Annotated in this window: 19 protein-coding genes and 1 tRNA gene; 4 read left to right on the forward strand and 16 right to left on the reverse strand. The window is 59.0% G+C overall.

Annotated features, from left to right (window positions below):
- Positions 1-96: 96 nt before the first annotated feature.
- Positions 97-186, reverse strand: a tRNA-Ser gene (locus AC07V4_RS09945).
- Positions 187-522: 336 nt separating this feature from the next.
- Here AC07V4_RS09945 and AC07V4_RS09950 point away from each other — a divergent pair.
- From AC07V4_RS09950 to AC07V4_RS09960, 3 genes are all read left to right on the forward strand, one after another.
- The gene (locus AC07V4_RS09950; protein WP_492635771.1) at positions 523-1,215 is read left to right on the forward strand and encodes a crotonase/enoyl-CoA hydratase family protein; all 693 of its coding nucleotides are present in this window, start codon (positions 523-525) and stop codon (positions 1,213-1,215) included.
- Positions 1,216-1,426: 211 nt separating this feature from the next.
- Entirely contained in the window at positions 1,427-2,173 is a 747-nt protein-coding gene (locus AC07V4_RS09955; protein ID WP_492635770.1) for a lysophospholipid acyltransferase family protein, read from the forward strand.
- A 43-nt stretch (positions 2,174-2,216) separates the two neighbouring features.
- Positions 2,217-3,188 (forward strand): magnesium and cobalt transport protein CorA, encoded by a 972-nt coding sequence (locus AC07V4_RS09960; protein WP_492635769.1) that lies wholly within the window; start codon positions 2,217-2,219, stop codon positions 3,186-3,188.
- Here the strand turns inward: AC07V4_RS09960 and AC07V4_RS09965 are convergent.
- From AC07V4_RS09965 to AC07V4_RS09975, 3 genes are all read right to left on the reverse strand, one after another.
- Positions 3,185-3,910 (reverse strand): amidotransferase, encoded by a 726-nt coding sequence (locus tag AC07V4_RS09965; protein ID WP_431750063.1) that lies wholly within the window; start codon positions 3,908-3,910, stop codon positions 3,185-3,187. The two genes, AC07V4_RS09960 and AC07V4_RS09965, sit on opposite strands and share 4 nt — an antisense overlap.
- A gap of 123 nt (positions 3,911-4,033) precedes the next feature.
- Positions 4,034-6,181: a 3-hydroxyacyl-CoA dehydrogenase NAD-binding domain-containing protein gene (locus AC07V4_RS09970; protein WP_492635768.1), complete on the reverse strand. Its 2,148-nt coding sequence runs from the start codon at positions 6,179-6,181 to the stop codon at positions 4,034-4,036.
- Positions 6,182-6,197: 16 nt separating this feature from the next.
- Entirely contained in the window at positions 6,198-7,403 is a 1,206-nt protein-coding gene (locus AC07V4_RS09975) for an acetyl-CoA C-acetyltransferase (protein ID WP_492635767.1), read from the reverse strand.
- A gap of 647 nt (positions 7,404-8,050) precedes the next feature.
- Here AC07V4_RS09975 and AC07V4_RS09980 point away from each other — a divergent pair.
- Positions 8,051-8,857, forward strand: coding sequence for a c-type cytochrome (locus tag AC07V4_RS09980; RefSeq protein WP_492635766.1), 807 nt, complete (start codon positions 8,051-8,053; stop codon positions 8,855-8,857).
- 128 nt (positions 8,858-8,985) lie between these two features.
- Here AC07V4_RS09980 and AC07V4_RS09985 read toward each other — a convergent pair whose 3' ends face one another.
- The 12 genes from AC07V4_RS09985 to AC07V4_RS10040 all read right to left on the reverse strand — a co-directional run bounded on the left by AC07V4_RS09985 (position 8,986) and on the right by AC07V4_RS10040 (position 18,775).
- Positions 8,986-9,789 (reverse strand): transglutaminase family protein, encoded by an 804-nt coding sequence (locus AC07V4_RS09985; protein WP_492635765.1) that lies wholly within the window; start codon positions 9,787-9,789, stop codon positions 8,986-8,988.
- Positions 9,786-10,736, reverse strand: coding sequence for an alpha-E domain-containing protein (locus AC07V4_RS09990; RefSeq protein ID WP_492635764.1), 951 nt, complete (start codon positions 10,734-10,736; stop codon positions 9,786-9,788). Before AC07V4_RS09990 ends, AC07V4_RS09985 begins: the two co-directional genes overlap by 4 nt.
- A gap of 4 nt (positions 10,737-10,740) precedes the next feature.
- Positions 10,741-12,150 (reverse strand): circularly permuted type 2 ATP-grasp protein, encoded by a 1,410-nt coding sequence (locus AC07V4_RS09995; protein WP_492635763.1) that lies wholly within the window; start codon positions 12,148-12,150, stop codon positions 10,741-10,743.
- Between the two features lie 395 nt (positions 12,151-12,545).
- Positions 12,546-12,887 carry a ribonuclease E inhibitor RraB gene (locus tag AC07V4_RS10000; RefSeq protein ID WP_003193463.1) on the reverse strand — a complete coding sequence of 114 codons (342 nt, stop codon included), beginning with the start codon at positions 12,885-12,887 and terminating at the stop codon, positions 12,546-12,548.
- Positions 12,888-13,100: 213 nt separating this feature from the next.
- Complete coding sequence (locus tag AC07V4_RS10005) at positions 13,101-13,337, reverse strand: hypothetical protein (RefSeq protein ID WP_492635762.1); 237 nt, start codon at positions 13,335-13,337, stop codon at positions 13,101-13,103.
- A gap of 103 nt (positions 13,338-13,440) precedes the next feature.
- Complete coding sequence (locus tag AC07V4_RS10010; RefSeq protein ID WP_492635761.1) at positions 13,441-14,046, reverse strand: START domain-containing protein; 606 nt, start codon at positions 14,044-14,046, stop codon at positions 13,441-13,443.
- A gap of 41 nt (positions 14,047-14,087) precedes the next feature.
- The gene (locus AC07V4_RS10015) at positions 14,088-14,342 is read right to left on the reverse strand and encodes a YkgJ family cysteine cluster protein (protein WP_492635760.1); all 255 of its coding nucleotides are present in this window, start codon (positions 14,340-14,342) and stop codon (positions 14,088-14,090) included.
- 161 nt (positions 14,343-14,503) lie between these two features.
- A complete protein-coding gene (locus tag AC07V4_RS10020; protein WP_492635759.1) occupies positions 14,504-14,977 on the reverse strand; it encodes a translation initiation factor 2 in 474 nt (157 codons plus the stop codon).
- Between the two features lie 104 nt (positions 14,978-15,081).
- Complete coding sequence (locus AC07V4_RS10025; RefSeq protein WP_060756270.1) at positions 15,082-16,521, reverse strand: aminotransferase-like domain-containing protein; 1,440 nt, start codon at positions 16,519-16,521, stop codon at positions 15,082-15,084.
- Positions 16,522-16,775: 254 nt separating this feature from the next.
- Positions 16,776-17,591 (reverse strand): OmpA family protein, encoded by an 816-nt coding sequence (locus AC07V4_RS10030; RefSeq protein WP_492635758.1) that lies wholly within the window; start codon positions 17,589-17,591, stop codon positions 16,776-16,778.
- Positions 17,588-17,950 carry a DUF4398 domain-containing protein gene (locus AC07V4_RS10035; RefSeq protein WP_431750228.1) on the reverse strand — a complete coding sequence of 121 codons (363 nt, stop codon included), beginning with the start codon at positions 17,948-17,950 and terminating at the stop codon, positions 17,588-17,590. Before AC07V4_RS10035 ends, AC07V4_RS10030 begins: the two co-directional genes overlap by 4 nt.
- 9 nt (positions 17,951-17,959) lie before the next feature.
- Positions 17,960-18,775, reverse strand: a complete 816-nt coding sequence (locus AC07V4_RS10040) for a substrate-binding periplasmic protein (RefSeq protein ID WP_492635757.1) — start codon at positions 18,773-18,775, stop codon at positions 17,960-17,962.
- Between the last annotated feature and the right edge of the window lie 16 nt (positions 18,776-18,791).

An 18,791-nucleotide genomic window follows, 5' to 3' on the forward strand; every position in this document is an offset into this window, starting at 1 on the left:
CATAGTGCCAAGAAGGGATGCGACGTAGAGCGAGGGTAGTACAAACGAAAAAACCCGTGAACTCTAAGCAACTGAATTCACGGGTTTTTCTAAATGTGGCGGTGAAGGAGAGATTCGAACTCTCGATACAATTTCTTGTATACACACTTTCCAGGCGTGCTCCTTAAGCCACTCGGACACTTCACCGTATCTCGTCAAACCAGTTCAGTCTGTCGAGGCGCGCTAATGTAGTCGAAAGCCTTTCTGATGGCAAAGGTTTTTTTCAGAATTTTCATGCGGTTAGACGGTTATGCCATTACCTGCCCATTCAGGGACGGTGATTCTGCCATTCTCGGGCATGGGGAATGGATGCCTGGGACGGTCGGTGCGCCCTGCTCCGGGCCGTCTACCCTTGGGTGTGGCGTAAAAGCCTGACTGGGTAGTCAGTCACGGCGCTTTACCAGGGCGGACGTGGTGGGTAACGTTTGCGCATGCATTTGTATAAATAGCCTCTCTATAACAAACCCTACAAGGAACCGCGTCATGAGTGAGTTGATTGCCTACCACCTCGAAGACGGTATCGCGACCCTGACCTTGAGCAACGGCAAGGTAAATGCCATTTCTCCGGCGGTGGTGAGTGAGTTTAATGCGGCGCTGGATCAGGCCGAGAAGGACCGTGCGGTGGTGGTTATCACCGGGACGCCGGGGATACTGTCGGGTGGTTATGATTTGAAGGTGATGACGGCCGGCCCCAAAGAGGCGATCAGCCTGGTGACGTCGGGCTCGACGTTGGCGCGTCGACTACTGTCCCATCCGTTCCCGGTCATCGTCGCTTGCCCTGGGCACGCGGTCGCCAAGGGTGCGTTCCTGCTGTTGTCGGCGGATTATCGGATTGGTGTGGAAGGCCCGTTCAGCATCGGCCTGAATGAAGTGGCAATTGGCATGACCATGCATCACGCCGGTATCGAGTTGGCGCGGGATCGTCTGCGCAAGTCGGCATTTCACCGCTCGGTGATCAACGCCGAGATGTTTGACCCGCAGGGTGCATTGGCTGCCGGCTTCCTCGATAAAGTCGTCGCCCCTGAAGCGTTGCACGCTGCTGCCCTGGAAGCGGCGCGTCAGTTGAAGAAGATCAATATGAACGCCCACAAGCACACCAAGTTGAAAGTGCGTAAGGCGCTGTTGGAGGCGCTGGATGATGCAATCATCCAGGATCAAGGCCACAACCTGGGCTGAGCCCTACTCTCGTTATGCCAGAGCCCGACCTTGAGTCGGGCTTTTTCTTACAAATAAACAGAATCACCTTGAGCCGCTCTAGTCGGGCTGTATCGGCACATGTTGAAACATGTGCTTAAACATCGCCTATCTCCTACGTCTGTAGGGGCAATTGCCGAATACAGTGCACATCCGTACACTGCGCCACCTTTTGTCCCGATAGGCCGTGTCGATGCTTTTTCTGTTACGTATGTTGTTGATGGGCCTGCACTTTATCGTCGCAGGTGTGCTGGGCGTTTTGTTGGGCATTTGCCGACCGTTCAACCCGGACAACAGTCGCTTGTGCGCGCGCCTTTATGCCCTGCCCGCCATGTGGATCTTGCGCCTGAACGTGAAGACCGATGTCGACTCACTGCGCAACAAGCCCGGCACCTGCGTGATCATCGCCAACCATCAATCCAACTTTGACCTGTTTGTGTTCGGCACCGTGGTGCCTTACCGCACGGTGTGTATCGCCAAGAAGAGCCTGAAGTGGGTGCCGCTGTTCGGCCAGTTGTTCTGGCTGGCGGGCAATGTGTTGATCGACCGGGGCAATGCGCATAAGGCACGCCGTGCGATGCTCACCACGACGCATACTTTGCAGCATGAGGACACGTCGATCTGGGTGTTCCCCGAAGGCACGCGCAACCTGGGCAAAGGCCTGTTGCCGTTCAAAAAAGGCGCGTTCCACATGGCAATTACGGCGGGTGTGCCGATCGTGCAGGTGTGCGTCAGCAATTACGTCACCCATATGCAGCTCAATCGCTGGAACAGTGGTGATGTGCTCATTCGTTCGTTGCCACCTATTCCTACGGCTGGACTGACCGCGGATGACATCCCTCAGTTGATGCAGACTTGCCAGGAACAGATGGACCATTGCATCGAGGCAATGGACCGCGAGCTGCAATCGGCTGCAACAATCGAACTCGCTTCCAGCTAAGCTGCCCAACACCAGTCCTCTCAAATAAGAAGCGATCAGCACCATGGGTAGAGTTGTTGCGGCCGCGGTCTACAGCGCCGGTAAAAAAGTCACCGATATCACCCTCGATGAAGGCGCGGCCTGGGCCGCCAAACCCGACCATTTTGTGTGGATCGGCCTGGAAGAACCCAACGCCCAGGAACTGGCCAACCTGCAACGCCAATTCAACTTGCATGAATTGGCCATCGAAGACGCCCTGGAAAAACACAGCCGCCCGAAGCTGGAAACCTTCGGCGATGCGTTGTTTATCGTCACCTATTCACCGGTGCGCGAGAACGGCAAGCTGGAGTTTATCGAAACCCATATCTTCGCCGGCAACGGCTACATCATCACGGCGCGCAACGGGCATTCTGCGTCCTACGGCTTTGTACGCCAGCGCTGTGAGGCGCGGCCGCTATTGCTGGAGCATGGGGAAGACTTCGTACTCTATGCCTTGCTGGATTTCGTCACCGAGAACTACCAGCCGGTAAGCGAGGCGATCCATGCCGAGATCGACGAGCTGGAGCGCAACGTGCTGTGCAGCTCGTTGAGTGAGCGCGATATCCAGAACCTGCATGGCCTGCGCCGTGATGTGCTGCGGCTCAAGCGCTACGTGGCACCGATGGTGGAGATCAGCCAGGAACTGCAGAAGCTGAGTTTTCCGTTTATCGACAAGAACATGCGCCCGTATTTCCGTGACGTGCAAATCCATGTGACACGACAGATGGAAGACCTCACCACCCTGCGCGATATCGCCAGCCAGACCATCGAGATCGGTGTGTTGCTGGAGGCTTCGCGCCAGAGTGTGGTGCAGCGCAAGTTCGCCGCGTGGGCGGCGATTCTCGCGTTCCCCACGGCGGTGGCGGGGATTTACGGGATGAACTTCCAGAACATGCCCGAGCTGCAATGGCACTACGGCTATTTTGCGGTGCTCGGGTTCATTACGCTGGGTTGTACCGGCCTGTGGGCCAGTTTCAAGCGTTCGGGCTGGCTTTAAACCTTAGCCTCGGATTTGTGAGCCACAAACCGCATCATCCATTCCGCCACGGTGACACCGTGGTGGTCGCGCTCAAGGCTGGCCACACCCTTTGTGTAGACTTTTTCGCCCAGGGTTGTCTGAAGAATCTCCAGCAACTCGCGGGAATAATCGTGGATAAATTCCGGGTGGCCCTGGAAGCACAGCACCTGATCGCCAATGTGATACGCCGCAAACGGGCAAAACGCGCTGGAAGCAATGACCGTGGCGTTTTCCGGCAGCGTGGTCACTTGGTCCTGGTGGCTGATCAATAACGTCAGCTCTTCCACTTCAGGGCTCATCCACGGTGCCTTGGCATCGAGCTGGTAGTCGTGGATACCCATGCCCCAGCCCTGACCCGCGCGTTCGGTCTTGCCACCCAGCAACAGTGCGAGCAACTGGTGACCAAAGCAGATACCCAGCAGCTTGTCGCCGCGCTCATAACGTTCGAGCAGGTAGGTCTTGAGGGTCTGGATCCACGGGTCGGTGCCAAAGGAATCGGCCTTGCTACCCGTGACCAGGTAGGCATCAAACACTTCGTCGTCCGATGGGTATTCACCCTGTACCACGTTGTAGATGACAAATTCGGCGGCAATCGGTTGCTTGGAGAACAGGCGCTTGAACATCTGCCCGTACCCTTGGTATTGATCGATCAAGCCTGGACGCAGGATATCGGTTTCCAGGATACAGACGCGTAGCGACATAAAAAATACCTGACACGGTGATGGGAATAATGCACACCCCAGAGCCTGCCTCGAAACCCCCTCCAAGGCAAGCCCTGGTAGAGGCTCTTTGTGGGAGAGGGCTTGCTCCCTCCCACATTCAGATCACCGAAACACTTCACCTTGTGCTGCCTTTTCCAGCAACAGCGCTGGTGGAGAGAACCGTTCCCCATATTGCTCAGCCAGGTACCGGGCGCGGGCGATAAAGTCGTTCAACCCGTACTGGTTGATAAACTGCAACGCGCCGCCACTCCACGCGGCAAAGCCGATGCCGAAGATCGACCCCACATTGGCATCCGCCGTGGACATCAACACGCCTTCCTCCACACAGCGCACGGTTTCGATGGCCTGGATAAACAACAGGCGGTCGCGCACATCCTGAGGCGAAATCCGCTTGCCTGGCTGTTCGAACCGGGTTTTCAACTCGGGCCACAGGTGTTTTTGCCCACCCGCCGGGTAGTCATAGAAGCCACCGCCCGCCGCCTTGCCTGCGCGCTTGTACTCATTCACCAACAGATCGATCACCCGCGTCGCCGGATGGATCGGCACATCCTTACCTTCCGCCTGCAAATCCTTGGCCGTTTGCTGTCGGATATGGCTCATCAAGCTGAGTGACACTTCATCGGACACCGCCAACGGCCCCACCGGCATGCCGGCCTTGCGCGCTTCAGTCTCGATCATCGGCGCGGCCACGCCTTCGCCAAGCATGGCGATGCCTTCGTTGGTGAAAGTGCCGAACACCCGCGAGGTGAAGAACCCGCGACTGTCGTTGACCACAATCGGGGTTTTCTTGATTTGCAGTACGAAATCAAAACCTCGAGCCAAGGTTTCGTCGCTGGTTTTCGCGCCTTTGATGATCTCCACCAGGGGCATCTTGTCCACCGGGCTGAAGAAATGCAGGCCCAGGAACTTGCCTGGATCAGGCACGGCGTTGGCCAAACCGCTGATGGGTAAGGTTGAGGTGTTGGAGGCAATCACTGCCTCGGTGCCCACCACGCCTTGGGCGGAGGCCGTAACCTGGGCCTTGAGTTCGCGGTTTTCAAATACGGCCTCGATGATCAGGTCGCAACCGGCCAGATCAGCGTCAGAAGCCGTAGGATGAATGCGCGCCAAGATCACGTCCCGCTGCTCGGCGGTCAATTGCCCACGGCTGACCTTCTTGTCCAACAGCGCGGCCGAGTGTGCCTTGCCCTTCTCGGCGGAAGCGAGGTTGATGTCCTTGAGCACCACCTCGATGCCCGCACTGGCACTGACGTAAGCGATGCCCGCCCCCATCATCCCGGCACCGAGTACGCCGACTTTGCGCGTCACGTAAGGCGCAAAGCCTTGGGGGCGCGAGCTGCCAGCGTTGATTTCGTTGAGCTGAAACCAGAAGGTGCCGATCATGTTTTTCGCTACCTGCCCGGTCACCAACTCGGTGAAGTAGCGGGCTTCGATCAGGTGCGCGGTGTCGAAATCGACCTGAGCGCCCTCTACCGCAGCGCAGAGGATTTTCTCCGGTGCAGGGAAGCAGCCGTTGGTTTTGCTGCGCAGGATCGACGGCGCAATCGCCAGCATCTGCGCCACTTTGGGGTTCGACGGCGTACCGCCGGGGATTTGATACGCCTTGTTGTCCCACGGTTGCCTGGCCTCAGGGTTGGCGAGAATCCAGGCGCGGGATTTGGCCAGCAGTTCCTCGCGGCTCACGGCCAGCTCATTGATCAAGCCGGCTTGCAGCGCCTGTTGCGGTCGTACTTTTTTACCTTCCAGCAAGTACGGCAGGGCCTTTTCCAGCCCCAACATGCGCACCATGCGCACCACCCCGCCGCCGCCCGGCAACAAGCCGAGGGTGACTTCCGGCAAGCCGAGCTGTGTGGACTTATCGTCCATCGCGACGCGGTAATGACAGGCCAGGCAAATCTCCCAGCCCCCGCCCAGCGCCGCGCCATTGATCGCGGCCACGACCGGTTTGCCGAGGGTTTCCAGGCGACGTAATTGTGCTTTCAACACCAGCACACCGTCGTAGAAATCCTTGCCGTGGGCCTTGTCGACTTTGATCAGCTCATTGAGGTCGCCACCGGCAAAGAATGTTTTCTTTGCTGAGGTGATTACCACACCTGCGATGTCGTCCTTTTCCACCTCCAGGCGTGCGACGGTGGCCGCCATGGCCTCGCGATAGGCGGCGTTCATGGTGTTGGCACTCTGGCCTGGCATGTCGAGGGTCAGCACCACAATCTGGTCCTGGCCTTTTTCGTAACGAATGGCGTCGGTCATGACGGGTTCCTTAGGCTCAGAGGCGTTCGATAATGGTGGCGATGCCCATGCCACCGCCGACACACAGGGTGGCCAGGCCATAGCGCTGCCGACGCACTTCCAGCTCGTCGAGCAGGGTGCCGAGGATCGCGCAGCCGGTGGCACCCAAAGGGTGGCCCATGGCTATGGAACCACCGTTGACGTTGACCCGTGCGGCGTCGATGCCCATGTCCTTGATGAACTTGAGCACCACCGAGGCGAAGGCTTCATTGACTTCGAACAGGTCGATGTCTTCTACGCGCAACCCGGCCTTGGCCAGGGCTTTACGCGTGGCCGGCGCCGGGCCGGTGAGCATGATGGTCGGGTCAGTGCTGGTGACCGCTGTGGCGACGATGCGTGCTCGCGGTTGCAGTCCCAGTTCGCGGCCCTTGGCCTCGGAACCGATCAACATCAATGCAGCGCCATCGACGATGCCGGAGCTGTTGCCCGGCGTGTGGACATGGTGGATGCGCTCCACATGGCTGTAGACCCGCAGTGCGGTAGCGTCGAAGCCCATCAAGCCCATCATCTCGAAACTGGGCTTGAGTTTGCCCAGGCCGTCGAGGGTGGAATCGCCGCGGATAAACTCGTCATGGTCCAGCAGCACAATGCCGTTCTGGTCCTGCACCGGAATCAATGATTTATTGAAGGAGCCGTCTGCACGTGCCCTGGCCGCTTTCTGCTGGGACTGTAGGGCGAAGGTATCGACATCCTGGCGACTGAAGCCTTCCAACGTGGCGATCAAATCGGCGCCAATGCCTTGGGGCGTGAAATGACTGTGCATATTGGTTTGCGGGTCGAGCACCCAGGCCCCACCGTCGCTGCCCATGGGCACGCGGGACATGGACTCAACACCCCCCACCACCACAAGGTCTTCGAAACCAGAGCGCACTTTCATCGCGCCAAGGTTCACCGCCTCCAGGCCCGAGGCGCAGAAGCGGTTGATCTGTACGCCGGCGACGCTGATGTCCCAGTCCGCCACCAACGCGGCCGTCTTAGCGATGTCAGCGCCCTGGTCACCTATCGGGGTAACGCAGCCGAGGACGATGTCATCGACCTGGTGCGTATCGAGGTCACTGCGCCGGGCCAGCGCCGTGAGCAAACCGGCCACCAGATTGACCGGTTTGACACTGTGCAAGGCACCATCGGCCTTGCCTTTGCCCCGGGGCGTACGTATCGCATCAAAGATCAAAGCTTGGGTCATGACGTCCTCGAACCGCAGTGCGTGTGTGCCCCTACCTTAGGCCCGATTGACACGGTTTCAATGACGGATGCGCTCATTGCTTTTGACCCCCTCGCTCGGACGAACGGTAGCTAGCTACGGGAAACCGCTGATTAATCGTTTTAGCTGTCTAGCCCTAGGGCTGGCGCCAAGATGGCGAATAGCCTCATGCCGTTTTAAGCGCAAATACCAATAAGCTGATATGAAATGGATCTAAGCCGCGCAGAACGAGGGCTCTAAGGTTGAATCTGTAAGAAGCTGTTGCCGGGTTTTGCTGGAGCAGCTGTAAGAAAAGCGACACGTCATATCGGCATAGTGGAATTTACCGGCACGTATTTGACGCTCAGGAATAACAACAAAAGGCAGTCAGCCATGTTCAAACATTCGAAAGTACGTCAGGCGGGACTTATTCTTTTCGCCACCACACTGATTCTGATCTTGCCCAATCTAACCAAGGTTATCGGGTGACGACTCAATCCCCATATTCGGTGCACACACAGCCTCAGGACTGCAGTTTTTGGCAGCACCTGCCGGGACATTGCGCATAGCGGTCCTGTGCAGGCGCTGCCGTTTTGCGTGGGAATTTCCGGTATCGTAAACACCATTACCCATCGCACCGGGCCTTTCTCTTGAAAACCATCCTCGCCCTCCTCGCCGTCTTACTGAGCCTGCCGATCTCTGCCGCGCAACTGACCATCGAACTGGAGCACACCAGCAAGACCTGGCAGACCGCCGACTTGCTCAAGCGGCCCGATGTACAAACGGTGCAGGTCGTCGATGATGTGTCCTACAAACGCAACATGACTTATCGCGCAGTGCCGCTAGCGGCCCTCCTACCGGGACTGCAGCCGGAAAACCACCTGCAAGCCGTTGCCCTCGATGGCTTCGCCGCCGAACTGACTGCCGCACCTTTGCTGGAAACACATGGCGCGCGTGCCTGGCTGGCGGTGGAAGACCCAGCCCACCCATGGCCCCCGCTGGCGGAAGGTAAACCGAGTGCCGGGCCGTTTTACTTGGTGTGGACCGACCCGCAAGCGGGTCACATCAGCCCAGAACAGTGGCCGTTCCAGATCTCCGGGATCAAGCAATTGAAGACCGTGGCCGAACGCTTCCCAGCCTTGCTACCCGACCCGAAGCTGGCGGCGAATGACCCCATCAACCAGGGCTTTGCGCTGTTCCAGAAAAACTGCCTGGCGTGCCATCGACTTAATGGTGCGGGCGATGCGCTGGTGGGGCCGGATTTGAACATCCCCTACAACCCCACCGAGTATTTCAGTGGGGACTTCCTCAAGCGTTATATCCGCGACCCGCAGAGCCTGCGGCATTGGCCACAGGCGAAGATGCCGGCGTTCGCGGCCAGTGTATTGCCTGACGGTGAGCTGGATTTGCTGGTGGGATATTTGCAGCATATGGCAGGGCGTAAACAGCGGCCCTGAATCACCGCAAACCCAATGTGGGAGCTGGCTTGCCTGCGATTGTGGCCTGTCAGTTGTCAGGGGGATAGCTGATCCACCGCTATCGCAGGCAAGCCAGCTCCCACATTTGATCTGCTTCGTTCTAGAGATTATTGCTGCTGCACTGAAATCACCGGGGTCGGGGCCACAAATACCTTCGCATGCATCTGCTCATGCCCACCGCCCCGGCGCATGCCACGTACCGGGCAGGCATCCAGGTAATCCAGGCCCACGGCCAATTTCAGGTGCCGCTCCGGCCGCGCCAGTTGGTTGGTCACGTCAAAACTGTACCAGGCGTCATCCAGCCAGGCTTCGGCCCAGGCGTGGCTGGCCAAATGGGTGCTGTCTTCGGTGTACAAATACCCCGACACATACCGCGCCGGAACCCCCAGGCTGCGCGCGCAGGCCAGAAACGCGTGGGTGTGGTCCTGGCACACACCCGCGCGCCCGGCGAAAGCCTCGGCAGCGCAGGTGTCGACTTCGGTGGCGCCGGGCGAGTAGACCATTGACTGGTTGAGCGCGTGCATCAAGTCGATCAACGCGCTGCGGTCGCGACGTTGTCGGCAGTGCTGCTCGGCAAAGCGGCGCAGTGCCTCGTCGGCTTCGGTCAGGCGCGTGCTGCGCAGGAACGGAAAAGCCGACTGGCTTTCGTGCTCAGCCTCGCGCAACTCGTCGATATCCACCTGGCCACGGGCACCAATGATGATGGCGTCGTGGGGCTCGTCCAAGGTCAGCACGTGCAGGATGTTGCCGAACGGGTCGACCTGGGCCCGTACTGGGCGTGGCAAGTCGAGTTGCCAACTGATGACGTGCTGGCGCTCGCTGTCGTGGGGCGTGAGGCGCAGGTACTGGATGCTGGCGCGCACCTGATCTTCATAGTGGTAGGTGGTTTCGTGGCTGATGGAGAGTCTCATGCCGCCTCCAGGTAGGAACTGTAGATGGCGTCGCCCAACTGGCGAACCAAGGGGATAAAGTCGGTCAGCCAGGCGTGCAGGCCTTCCTCGAGGATTTCATCGATGGCGGTAAACCGCAGGCGTGCATCCATTTCAGCGGCCAGGCGCTGGGCCGGACGGCCATTGAGGCCAGGCAGGCTGGCAAGGATCTGGTCGATTTCTTCGCTGCAGGCGCGCAACGAGCGTGGAACGTCGGCACGCAACAGCAGCAGCTCCGCCACTTGCCGCGCCCCTGGTGCGTCGCGGTAAATCTCGGTGTAGGCCTCGAACGACGATAACGCACGCAGCAATGCGCTCCACTGATAGTAGGCATGGGCCGTACCGTCGATGACGGCGGCGGCTTGGTCGCCGGCCATTTCATAGCGGGCGTCCAGCAGACGCAGGGTGTTGTCGGCACGCTCAATGAAAGTGCCCAGGCGGATGAAACGGAAGGCATCGTTACGCATGATGGTGCCGTAAGTGGCGCCCCGGAACAGGTGCGAACGTTCCTTGACCCACTCACAAAACCGGCTCATGCCGTAGCGGCTCAAGCCTTGCTGGGCGATGTCGCGTATATCCAGCCAAGTGGCGTTGATGTTTTCCCACATGTCGGCGGTAATTCGCCCACGCACCGCATGGGCGCTGGCTCGCGCTGCGCCGAGGCAGCTGTAGATGCTGGCCGGGTTGGCTGCGTCCAACGCAAAGAAGTGCAGCAGGCGTTCGGCATGCAGCTCGCCGTGACGCTCACGATAGTCATCCAGGGTGCCGGTGATCAGCAACGGCATGGCCAGTTCGTGCAGGCCGTCACCGTGCCCGTCTTGAGGCATCAAGGACAGTGAATAGCTGACGTCGAGCATGCGCGCGAGGTTTTCCGCGCGCTCCAGATAGCGCGACATCCAGTATAGATCCGAGGCAGTTCTACTCAACATGGCATCAATCCTCGACCACCCAAGTGTCTTTGGTGCCGCCGCCCTGGGACGAGTTGACCACCAGTGAGCCTTCACGCAGCGCCACGCGGGTCAAGCCGCCAGGCACCACGCGGGTTTCCTTGCCGGACAACACGAACGGGCGCAGGTCGATATGGCGTGGTGCTATGCCGTTTTCGACGAAGGTCGGGCAAGTGGATAAACACAGGGTCGGCTGGGCGATATAGGCATGGGGCTTGGCCTTGATACGGGCACGGAAAGCTTCGATTTCCGCCGCTGTGGACGCCGGGCCGACGAGCATGCCGTAGCCGCCTGAGCCTTGGGTTTCCTTCACCACCAGGTCCGGCAGGTTGGCCAGTACGTGGGACAGTTCATCGGGCTTACGACACTGGAACGTCGGAACATTCTTCAGGATGGGCTCTTCATCCAGGTAAAAACGGATCATCTCGGTGACGAAGGGGTACACCGACTTGTCGTCAGCCACCCCGGTGCCGATGGCATTGGCCAGCACCACGTTGCCAGAACGATAAGCGGCCAGCAGGCCAGGCACGCCGAGCATGGAGGCCGGATTGAAGGCCAGCGGGTCGAGGAACGCATCGTCGAGGCGACGGTAGATCACGTCCACCGCCTTGGGGCCGTCGGTGGTGCGCATGAACACGCGGTCATCACGCACGAACAGGTCGGCCCCTTCCACCAGTTCCACCCCCATTTCCCTGGCCAGGAACGCATGCTCGAAAAACGCACTGTTGAAGCGCCCCGGCGTCAGCACCACGACGCTCGGGTTATCCAGTGGGCTGGAGCTTTTCAGGGTATCGAGCAGCAGGTTGGGGTAGTGATCAATCGGGGCGATGCGCTGGGCGGCGAACAGCTCGGGGAACAGGCGCATCATCATCTTGCGGTCTTCGAGCATGTAGCTGACACCGCTCGGTGTACGCAGGTTATCTTCCAGCACGTAGTAGGTGCCGTCGCCGTCCCGTACGAGGTCGACGCCGGAAATATGGGAATACAGATCGCGGTGCAAGTTCAAGCCCTGCATCGCCAGTTGATATTGCTCGTTGGCCAGCACCTGTTCGGCGGGAATGACCCCGGCCTTGATGATGCGTTGCTCGTGGTACAGGTCGGCGAGGAACATGTTCAGCGCCTTGACCCGCTGAATGCAGCCACGCTCGACAACCCGCCATTCGCTGGCCGGTATGCTGCGCGGGATGGTATCGAAGGGAATCAGGCGTTCGGTGCCTTGCTCGTCCCCGTAAAGGGTGAAGGTGATCCCGGCGCGGTGAAACAGTAAATCCGCTTCACGCCGACGCTGCGCCAACAGCTCGGCAGGGGTTTCAGCCAACCAGCGGGCGAACTCGCGGTAATGGGGGCGGACTTGCCCTGCCCCATCGTACATCTCGTCGTAATAAGTGCGGGTCATGCCGTACTCCTTGTCACCCGGGCGCAGGAACTATCGCAAGGCCCGTGCCAGCGGCATTAACACTTATAAATCAGTGAGTTGAATAAACAGCGAAATCAAACCGCACCGTCCTGGTGCGCAGAATGCCCGCCGCCTTGCTTCACGCTTCATCCCAATGCGGGTTTTGGCTATCAACAGCATAGTCAGAGTTGATTTCACCGCCTGGCAACCGCTGAGGATAATCACCCCACCTGCTGAACTGCCTTCAGCGCTCCGCTCTTCCCTTTAGGCCACCCTCGTTGGGTGGCTTTTTTTTGGTGCAGGAAAGTACAGCGCAAGTTCCGAAAGCTTTCTGACGGCACAAACAAAATCGGCCGACCCAAAAGGTCAGCCGATACGCTGCGTTTCTCATACCGCTACATGGGTAAACCACGCACCTCCTGCTTCACGCCCCACCCTTCGATGATCCCGCCCAGCGGCTCGACCACCGCTTCAAAGTCTTGCTCGAAGTCTCCTATGCCGTCGTAGGTCGCGAACATGATTTTGCTCAGTTCCAAGTACCACGCGCCATCGTCGCGCGCGCTGACCTGGGCATTCAGGGATTCCCCGCGAAATCGACCCGCAGCCCTGCGCGCCCGTTCCTCATCCGGGAAAATGGCGTAGAACTCAATGGGGTGAAAACGCGAGAAGTCGAAGCCGCCTTCTTTCATGCGGCGCAGAACGTTGGTGCTGATGTCTTCTTGATAGGCTGTGCTCATGAAACGTCCTCCTCAAACCGATGGATAGACTTTCCGTGCTTCCCGAAGCCCATGCCCTACTGGCATGGGTACCACGGCAACAAAAACACCGCTGGAAAACAAGCATGTAGCTGACAAGACCAGACCTTAGCGATTCATTCGCTGATCTCGGTTGCAGAGTAGCGCGAAGCTATCACCTCCACCAGAGGCGCTTTGATGGCATACAGGGAATGTTCAGGCGGCAGGTGAGACGTCGAGGATTTGAATGCTGTTCTGGTCTTTGAGGATCTTGACCGTAGGCTCGGGTTTGCGGCCTTCAAGGTCATTGAGGTCGAGTTCGGCGGCGACCGGAACCAACTTGCTGCGGATCATGTGCGCCGCATCTTCGAGGCTGGGCTTCTGCGCGCAGTCGAACTGCTCTACGGACTTCACGCCGTGGTCATCAACGAAGGTAATCTGCCACTTTTGCATCGGTGCCTCCTCGATAAAACCCATGTGTGGGCTTACATCTATCTGGACCTTGAGGGCTCGCTAAACGTTCCACCCGAGGCCGGAGGCACCTGATCAACCGCGCTTATTTTTCAGCGCGTTCCTTCAAGGCTTTCAAGGTGTTGAACGGGGCGTCCACCACGAACTTGTTGGCCAGCCACGACGGCACACTGCCACCTGGTTCGGTGTGCACCTGGTAGGTCACTTCGGTTTGGTTATCGCCTTTGGGCACCAGTTTCCAGTAACCCTCCACTTGGGCCACACGCACATAACCTTTGACTTCCGGCTGGTAGGTCGGCACTTCCAACAATTTGCGGGTCACGGTGCCGTCGGCGGCCTTGGAGGTAGTGATTTCGAGGATGGAATCGCGGTCGGTCACCGGGAAAGGCGCCTTGAACTGAGTGTAGGTCCAGCTCTTGTCGCCTTCCTGCTTGAGCAGTTTTTGCGATTTGCATTCGTGGATCCAGGAACAGGCACCGGCCACGTCTTCCTGCAGGGCCTGGATCTTCGCGACCGGAGCCTTGATCACTGTCACACCGCGATAGGCCTTGTACTTGGAGCCGGCGATTTCGCTCAGGGACACCTTGATACCGTCCTCGTCCTTAGCAACCTGCCAATCTTCGGCCTGGGCAGTGGCAGCAAACAACACTGTAAAACCGCACACCACAGCCATTCGTTTCAGCGAACCCATTGTTGTATTCCTTATTGTTGAAGTTCCGATAGTAAAGCCCATCAAGCCGCCGTCATCTGCTCCCACCAGCCGATCAACCGGATTGCGTCGACCTGGTCATTGCCGCAGACCTCGATATCCGCCTTGAAATCACTGCACACCGCCGGTCGCTCGGGGCGACCAAACAGCTGGCATAGCTGTTCGACCGACAAGTGCACACAGCGTTCTCCCGCCGGTTTGCCGTTGGGCATTCCCGGTAGCGGTGAACTGATGGAGGGGGCGATGCAGCAGGCGCCACAGCCTTCACGGCATTTCATGACCAGCAGGTCCTCGACGGCTCAATGTGGATGGCCGGGCTAGAGTACGCCCTAAAACAGCCGTTTTAAAATGGTCTAACAAGGGTTTTTCGCACAAAACAAAAGTGACTGACCAGTCTGCGACAGATGGTCGAAGGCCTGCGTCACGTTCGGGGGAAAGTTTACTGCTTGAATTCGAAATCCAGCGCCGCGCCTTCCACTTCACGCCGTTCTTCATTGCGCAGTTGCAGCTTCATCTCATTGCTGAGCAAGCGGCCGTTGATCTGGAACGCACTGTTATCGGTTGGCTTTTCGCCAAACATAGGCGGCAACAGCGGCACACTCTTGGGCTTGGGCATGGTGCCGATCGGCTGCAAGTGCCTCACCATATCCGAGGGCAGAGACAGGTCCAGATGCGCCGGGGGCAACTTGGTCTGGGCCACTTCGTGGGCCGACTTGGATTTGCTGGCGACCGGGGCACGCTTTTTCACTGGCGCGGCTTTCTTTTTGGTGGGGGCAGGCTTCTTTACTGGAGGCTTTTGCTGAGTTTGGGCGACAGGCCTGGTTTCAGTCACGGGCGCCGCGGCCAGCACAGCGCCGACGTTACACAGGCTTAACAGGCCAACCACCCAAACAACACGAAAAATAGAGGTCATATCGCCAACAGCATTAACGGCAGAAAGCCATATGCTCGCTTGTTGTACGCGGCATGACAAGCGCGGTGATCCGCCGAGCCGCCAAACTGCCCCCTTTGCACACCTCAAAAGCCTGCTGCGGTTTCCTGACACAACTGGCTGGCGAGCATCCCTAGGGTCATCAGTGCGCGTTCCGCCTCACGGTTCCACGGCGTGCCACAGTTGAGGCGAATACAGTGGTTGAACTGTTCCGTATTACTGAAGATCACCCCCGGCGCAATGCTGATGCCTTGTTGCAGCGCACGTACGTGCAGTTCCTGGGTATTGACCCGCCCGGGCAAACTGACCCACAAGATAAAGCCACCGGTTGGACGGGTCATCTGCGTGCCTTCGGGGAAATACTGCTGCACGGCCAGTTGGAACGCGCTGAGGTTCTTACGGTACTCCTGGCGGATATAGCGCAGGTGCCGGTCGTAGCCACCGTTCTCCAGGTATGCCGCAACGCCCATCTGGGTGACGCTGCAGGCAGAGTGGGTGCTGAACATCTGCAGACGCTGGATTTCCTGCTGGTACTTGCCGGCAATCATCCAGCCGATACGCACACCGGGCGACAATGTCTTGGAAAAACTCGAGCAGTAGATCACTCGATCGAGGCGATCATAGGCTTTCAATGCCTTGGTGCGGCCGACTTCGAACATCAGTTCGCCGTAGATATCGTCTTCGACGATCTGGATATCGAAATCCGAGGCCAGGCGCAGCAATTGTTTCTGCCGCTCTTCAGGCATGGTCGCGCCCAAAGGGTTGCTCAAACGGGTGGTCAACACCAAAGCCTTGATCGACCATTGGTTCGCCGCCAGTTGCAGGGCCTCCAGGCTCATGCCGGTGGCGGGGTCGCTGGGGATCTCGATGACCTTGAGGCCCAACAGGTCGGCCAGTTGCAGCAACCCGTAATAGGTGGGGGATTCGGCGGCGATCAAATCACCGGGACGCGTAAGCACCCGCAGTGACATCTGCAACGCATCCACACAGCCGTGGGTGATCACCACTTCGGAGGGGTCCACCACCACGCCGGCATCGCGCATGCGAATTGCCACCTGGCGGCGCAACGGTTCGAAACCCGGACTGAACATATAGCTGAACGCCCGTGGGCTCTGGAAGCGCGTGACCTTGGCCAACTGCTGGTGCAGTGCGCGCACCGGCAGGTAGTCGACACTCGGCACCGCCGCCCCCAACGGAAACACCCCTTCGCGGCGCGACTCCACCAATACTTGCTGGATGATGCTGCTGCGGGTGACCAACCCTGGTCGCTCGACCCGTGCGATGTCTGGCGTGGGCGCCGTCAGTGCGGGTGTCTGGTGCACGTAATAGCCCGACTGTGGCCGCGCCCGGATCAGCCCCTGGTCTTCCAGGTTGGCGTAGGCCTGCAACACCGTGGCATGGCTGACATTGAGCTGGGAGCTCATCTTGCGCACCGAGGGCACGCGCTCCCCCGGTTGATAGACACCGCGCCGGATGTCCTCAGCCAGTTGCTGGGCAATACGCTGGTAAAGCAACAGATTGGTCATGACGCAGCACTCGATTTCACGGGTATTTTATTTTTGTGTGAAACATACCGGCACAGTTTAGAAGTGTACGGGGACAGTTGCCACAATAGTCGAGCGCGGGCGGCAGTGATAGAAAAAACTGTAAGGGTGTAACCCGAACCAAATGTGGGAGGGGGCTTGCCCCCGATAGCGGTAGTTCCAGTCAATATATTCGTTGACTGATACTCCGTCATCGGGGGCAAGCCCCCTCCCACATTTTTGAGTTGTGCCAGGCTTTAGCGGGCAGCGCCCAGTTGGCCTTTTTCATCAGAGAAGACGATCTCTACCCGACGGTTCTGCGCACGGCCACGTTCGGTGGCATTCACGTCCACGGGATACTGGTCGCCATAGCCTTCGACCTGGATGCGTTTTTCATCAATGCCCAGGTCCATCAGCACATCGGCCACCGATTGCGCACGGTCGCGGGACAGCTTGAGGTTTTCCTGCTCGCCACCAGTGTTGTCGGTGTAGCCCTCGATGCGCACCACGCGGCGGGGGTTCAGTTGCAGGAACTGGACGATTTTCAGCACCGTGCGGTTGGCTGAGTTCTCCAGCTCGGCTTCGCCGGTGTCGAACAGCATGTCGCCCAGGGTCATCACCAGGCCGCGATCTGTCTGGGTGGTAGTCAGGCTGGCAATTTGCTGCTCAAGCCATTTGCCCTGCTGCTGCACACTGGCCAGCTTGCTTTCACGCAGCGCCAGTTGCAGGCGCTGGCGCTCCAGTTCGAGCTTGGTACCGCGTTCGGCATTCAGGCCCTGCTCGGTGTGTTCCCGTGCAATCGCGCTGTAGCGTTGGCTCAGGTAAGCGTAATGCACGACGTCGGCACCACTGCCCCAGTAGCTGGACAAACGGTCGGCACGGGCCAGGGATTCACCGGCGCGAATCACGTCTTTAGGCGCGAAACGCAGCACGTTGGCGTCTTCCTTGACCTTCTGGAAGTCATTGCCTGCCTGCTGCAACGCTTGCTCGCTATTCGGCTGGCTGACGCAACCGCCCAGGGCGGCACTGCCCAACAGCAGCACGCAGCTCAAGCTACGAATGATCGGGCTCATTGGGCTTCTCCCAACTGCAATTGCTTGCGCAGGCGAGTGATGCGGGTATTGAGCACGTTCAGTTGTTCCTGGGTTTTGCGGGTCAGAATCCGCGCTTCAGCGAGGCGTGCGTCCAGCTCGGCCTGTTCTGCCTGCATGCGCGCCGCCTTGTAGGATTGGTCAGCCATGTCGGCCTTGGCCTTGGCGAACTTGTCTTCAGCCAGCTTCAGCTCAGGCGATTGATCGGTGCTGGCTCCCACGGCGCTGGCTTGCTCCAGGGCTTGCTGGGTGAGGCGGATTTGTTCATTCGGCGCAGGATCAGCTGCACATCCCGCCAAAGCGACAACGGCGAGGGCCGCGAAAAGAGGTCGAAGATTCACTGTAAATCCTTACTTTGCTGAGGTGCCGACGGGCTGCTGCAGTTGCGCTTTCCAACGCTCAAGATTGTGCTGCAACGCGGTGTGCGCGACATCGGACGTGAGCAATTCTGTCATCTTTTTGGCCAGCTGTCCGCGCAGCCAAGGATCATTGCAGGCCGAGTTATGGGAAACCGCCAGGTACAAACCCGGCTGGTCGACGGGGACTTCGCGCGCAATCAGATCGTTACTCATGCCCAGGCTCTGAGCCATGGCCATCCCGGAATAGCGTCCGGCAAGCACGTAGTCCACTTCCCCGAGCAGCAATTTCTGGAAGGCGGGCGTCAGGTTGGGAAAGCGCTGAAGGCTCAACTGCTGGCCCGCAAACGTTTCAAAACCTGCACTCAGGCGGGCACGTTCTGACACCGCCCCCTTATGGCCGTGCAGGTCTGCTGCGGTGGTGTAGATCAGGGGCGAATCCTTGCGGGTCCACACCAGATAGTCGATCTGCACCAATGCCGGATGAATGTAATCGAGGGTTTCCAGCTCGCCCACGTTCAACGGTGCATCGGCCAGCATGTCCATGCGTCCGCTGCGTACTTCATCCAGGGCCAGGGAGCGTTTGCCGCCATAAAGCAGGTCGATTTTCAGCCCAAGGTCCTTGCCCACTTGTTGCAGCACATCGGCGGTGGCGCCGATCAGGTGCGTCGGGTCCTGGGGGGCACGCCATAGCAAAGGCGGTGCGTCCGGGCTGCCGGTGATCACTAGGCGCTCACATTTGCCAGCAGCCAGCGCCAGGCTTGGCAGCAGCGTGAGGCCCAGCAGTAAGGCCCAGGGGCGCAGTTCCATGGCGAAGCTCTCCGAT

The sequence above is a fragment of the Pseudomonas sp. GW821-FHT03A09 genome (assembly GCF_059421065.1).

Bases quoted from the DNA above. Each gene is read 5' to 3' on its own strand.
- AC07V4_RS09950 (WP_492635771.1), top strand. From the start codon at position 523: ATGAGTGAGTTGATTGCCTACCACCTCGAAGACGGTATCGCGACCCTG.
- AC07V4_RS09955 (WP_492635770.1), top strand. From the start codon at position 1,427: ATGCTTTTTCTGTTACGTATGTTGTTGATGGGCCTGCACTTTATCGTC.
- AC07V4_RS09960 (WP_492635769.1), top strand. From the start codon at position 2,217: ATGGGTAGAGTTGTTGCGGCCGCGGTCTACAGCGCCGGTAAAAAAGTC.
- AC07V4_RS09965 (WP_431750063.1), bottom strand. From the start codon at position 3,910: ATGTCGCTACGCGTCTGTATCCTGGAAACCGATATCCTGCGTCCAGGC.
- AC07V4_RS09970 (WP_492635768.1), bottom strand. From the start codon at position 6,181: ATGACCGACGCCATTCGTTACGAAAAAGGCCAGGACCAGATTGTGGTG.
- AC07V4_RS09975 (WP_492635767.1), bottom strand. From the start codon at position 7,403: ATGACCCAAGCTTTGATCTTTGATGCGATACGTACGCCCCGGGGCAAA.
- AC07V4_RS09985 (WP_492635765.1), bottom strand. From the start codon at position 9,789: ATGAGACTCTCCATCAGCCACGAAACCACCTACCACTATGAAGATCAG.
- AC07V4_RS09990 (WP_492635764.1), bottom strand. From the start codon at position 10,736: ATGTTGAGTAGAACTGCCTCGGATCTATACTGGATGTCGCGCTATCTG.
- AC07V4_RS09995 (WP_492635763.1), bottom strand. From the start codon at position 12,150: ATGACCCGCACTTATTACGACGAGATGTACGATGGGGCAGGGCAAGTC.
- AC07V4_RS10000 (WP_003193463.1), bottom strand. From the start codon at position 12,887: ATGAGCACAGCCTATCAAGAAGACATCAGCACCAACGTTCTGCGCCGC.
- AC07V4_RS10005 (WP_492635762.1), bottom strand. From the start codon at position 13,337: ATGCAAAAGTGGCAGATTACCTTCGTTGATGACCACGGCGTGAAGTCC.
- AC07V4_RS10010 (WP_492635761.1), bottom strand. From the start codon at position 14,046: ATGGGTTCGCTGAAACGAATGGCTGTGGTGTGCGGTTTTACAGTGTTG.
- AC07V4_RS10015 (WP_492635760.1), bottom strand. From the start codon at position 14,342: ATGAAATGCCGTGAAGGCTGTGGCGCCTGCTGCATCGCCCCCTCCATC.
- AC07V4_RS10020 (WP_492635759.1), bottom strand. From the start codon at position 14,977: ATGACCTCTATTTTTCGTGTTGTTTGGGTGGTTGGCCTGTTAAGCCTG.
- AC07V4_RS10025 (WP_060756270.1), bottom strand. From the start codon at position 16,521: ATGACCAATCTGTTGCTTTACCAGCGTATTGCCCAGCAACTGGCTGAG.
- AC07V4_RS10030 (WP_492635758.1), bottom strand. From the start codon at position 17,591: ATGAGCCCGATCATTCGTAGCTTGAGCTGCGTGCTGCTGTTGGGCAGT.
- AC07V4_RS10040 (WP_492635757.1), bottom strand. From the start codon at position 18,775: ATGGAACTGCGCCCCTGGGCCTTACTGCTGGGCCTCACGCTGCTGCCA.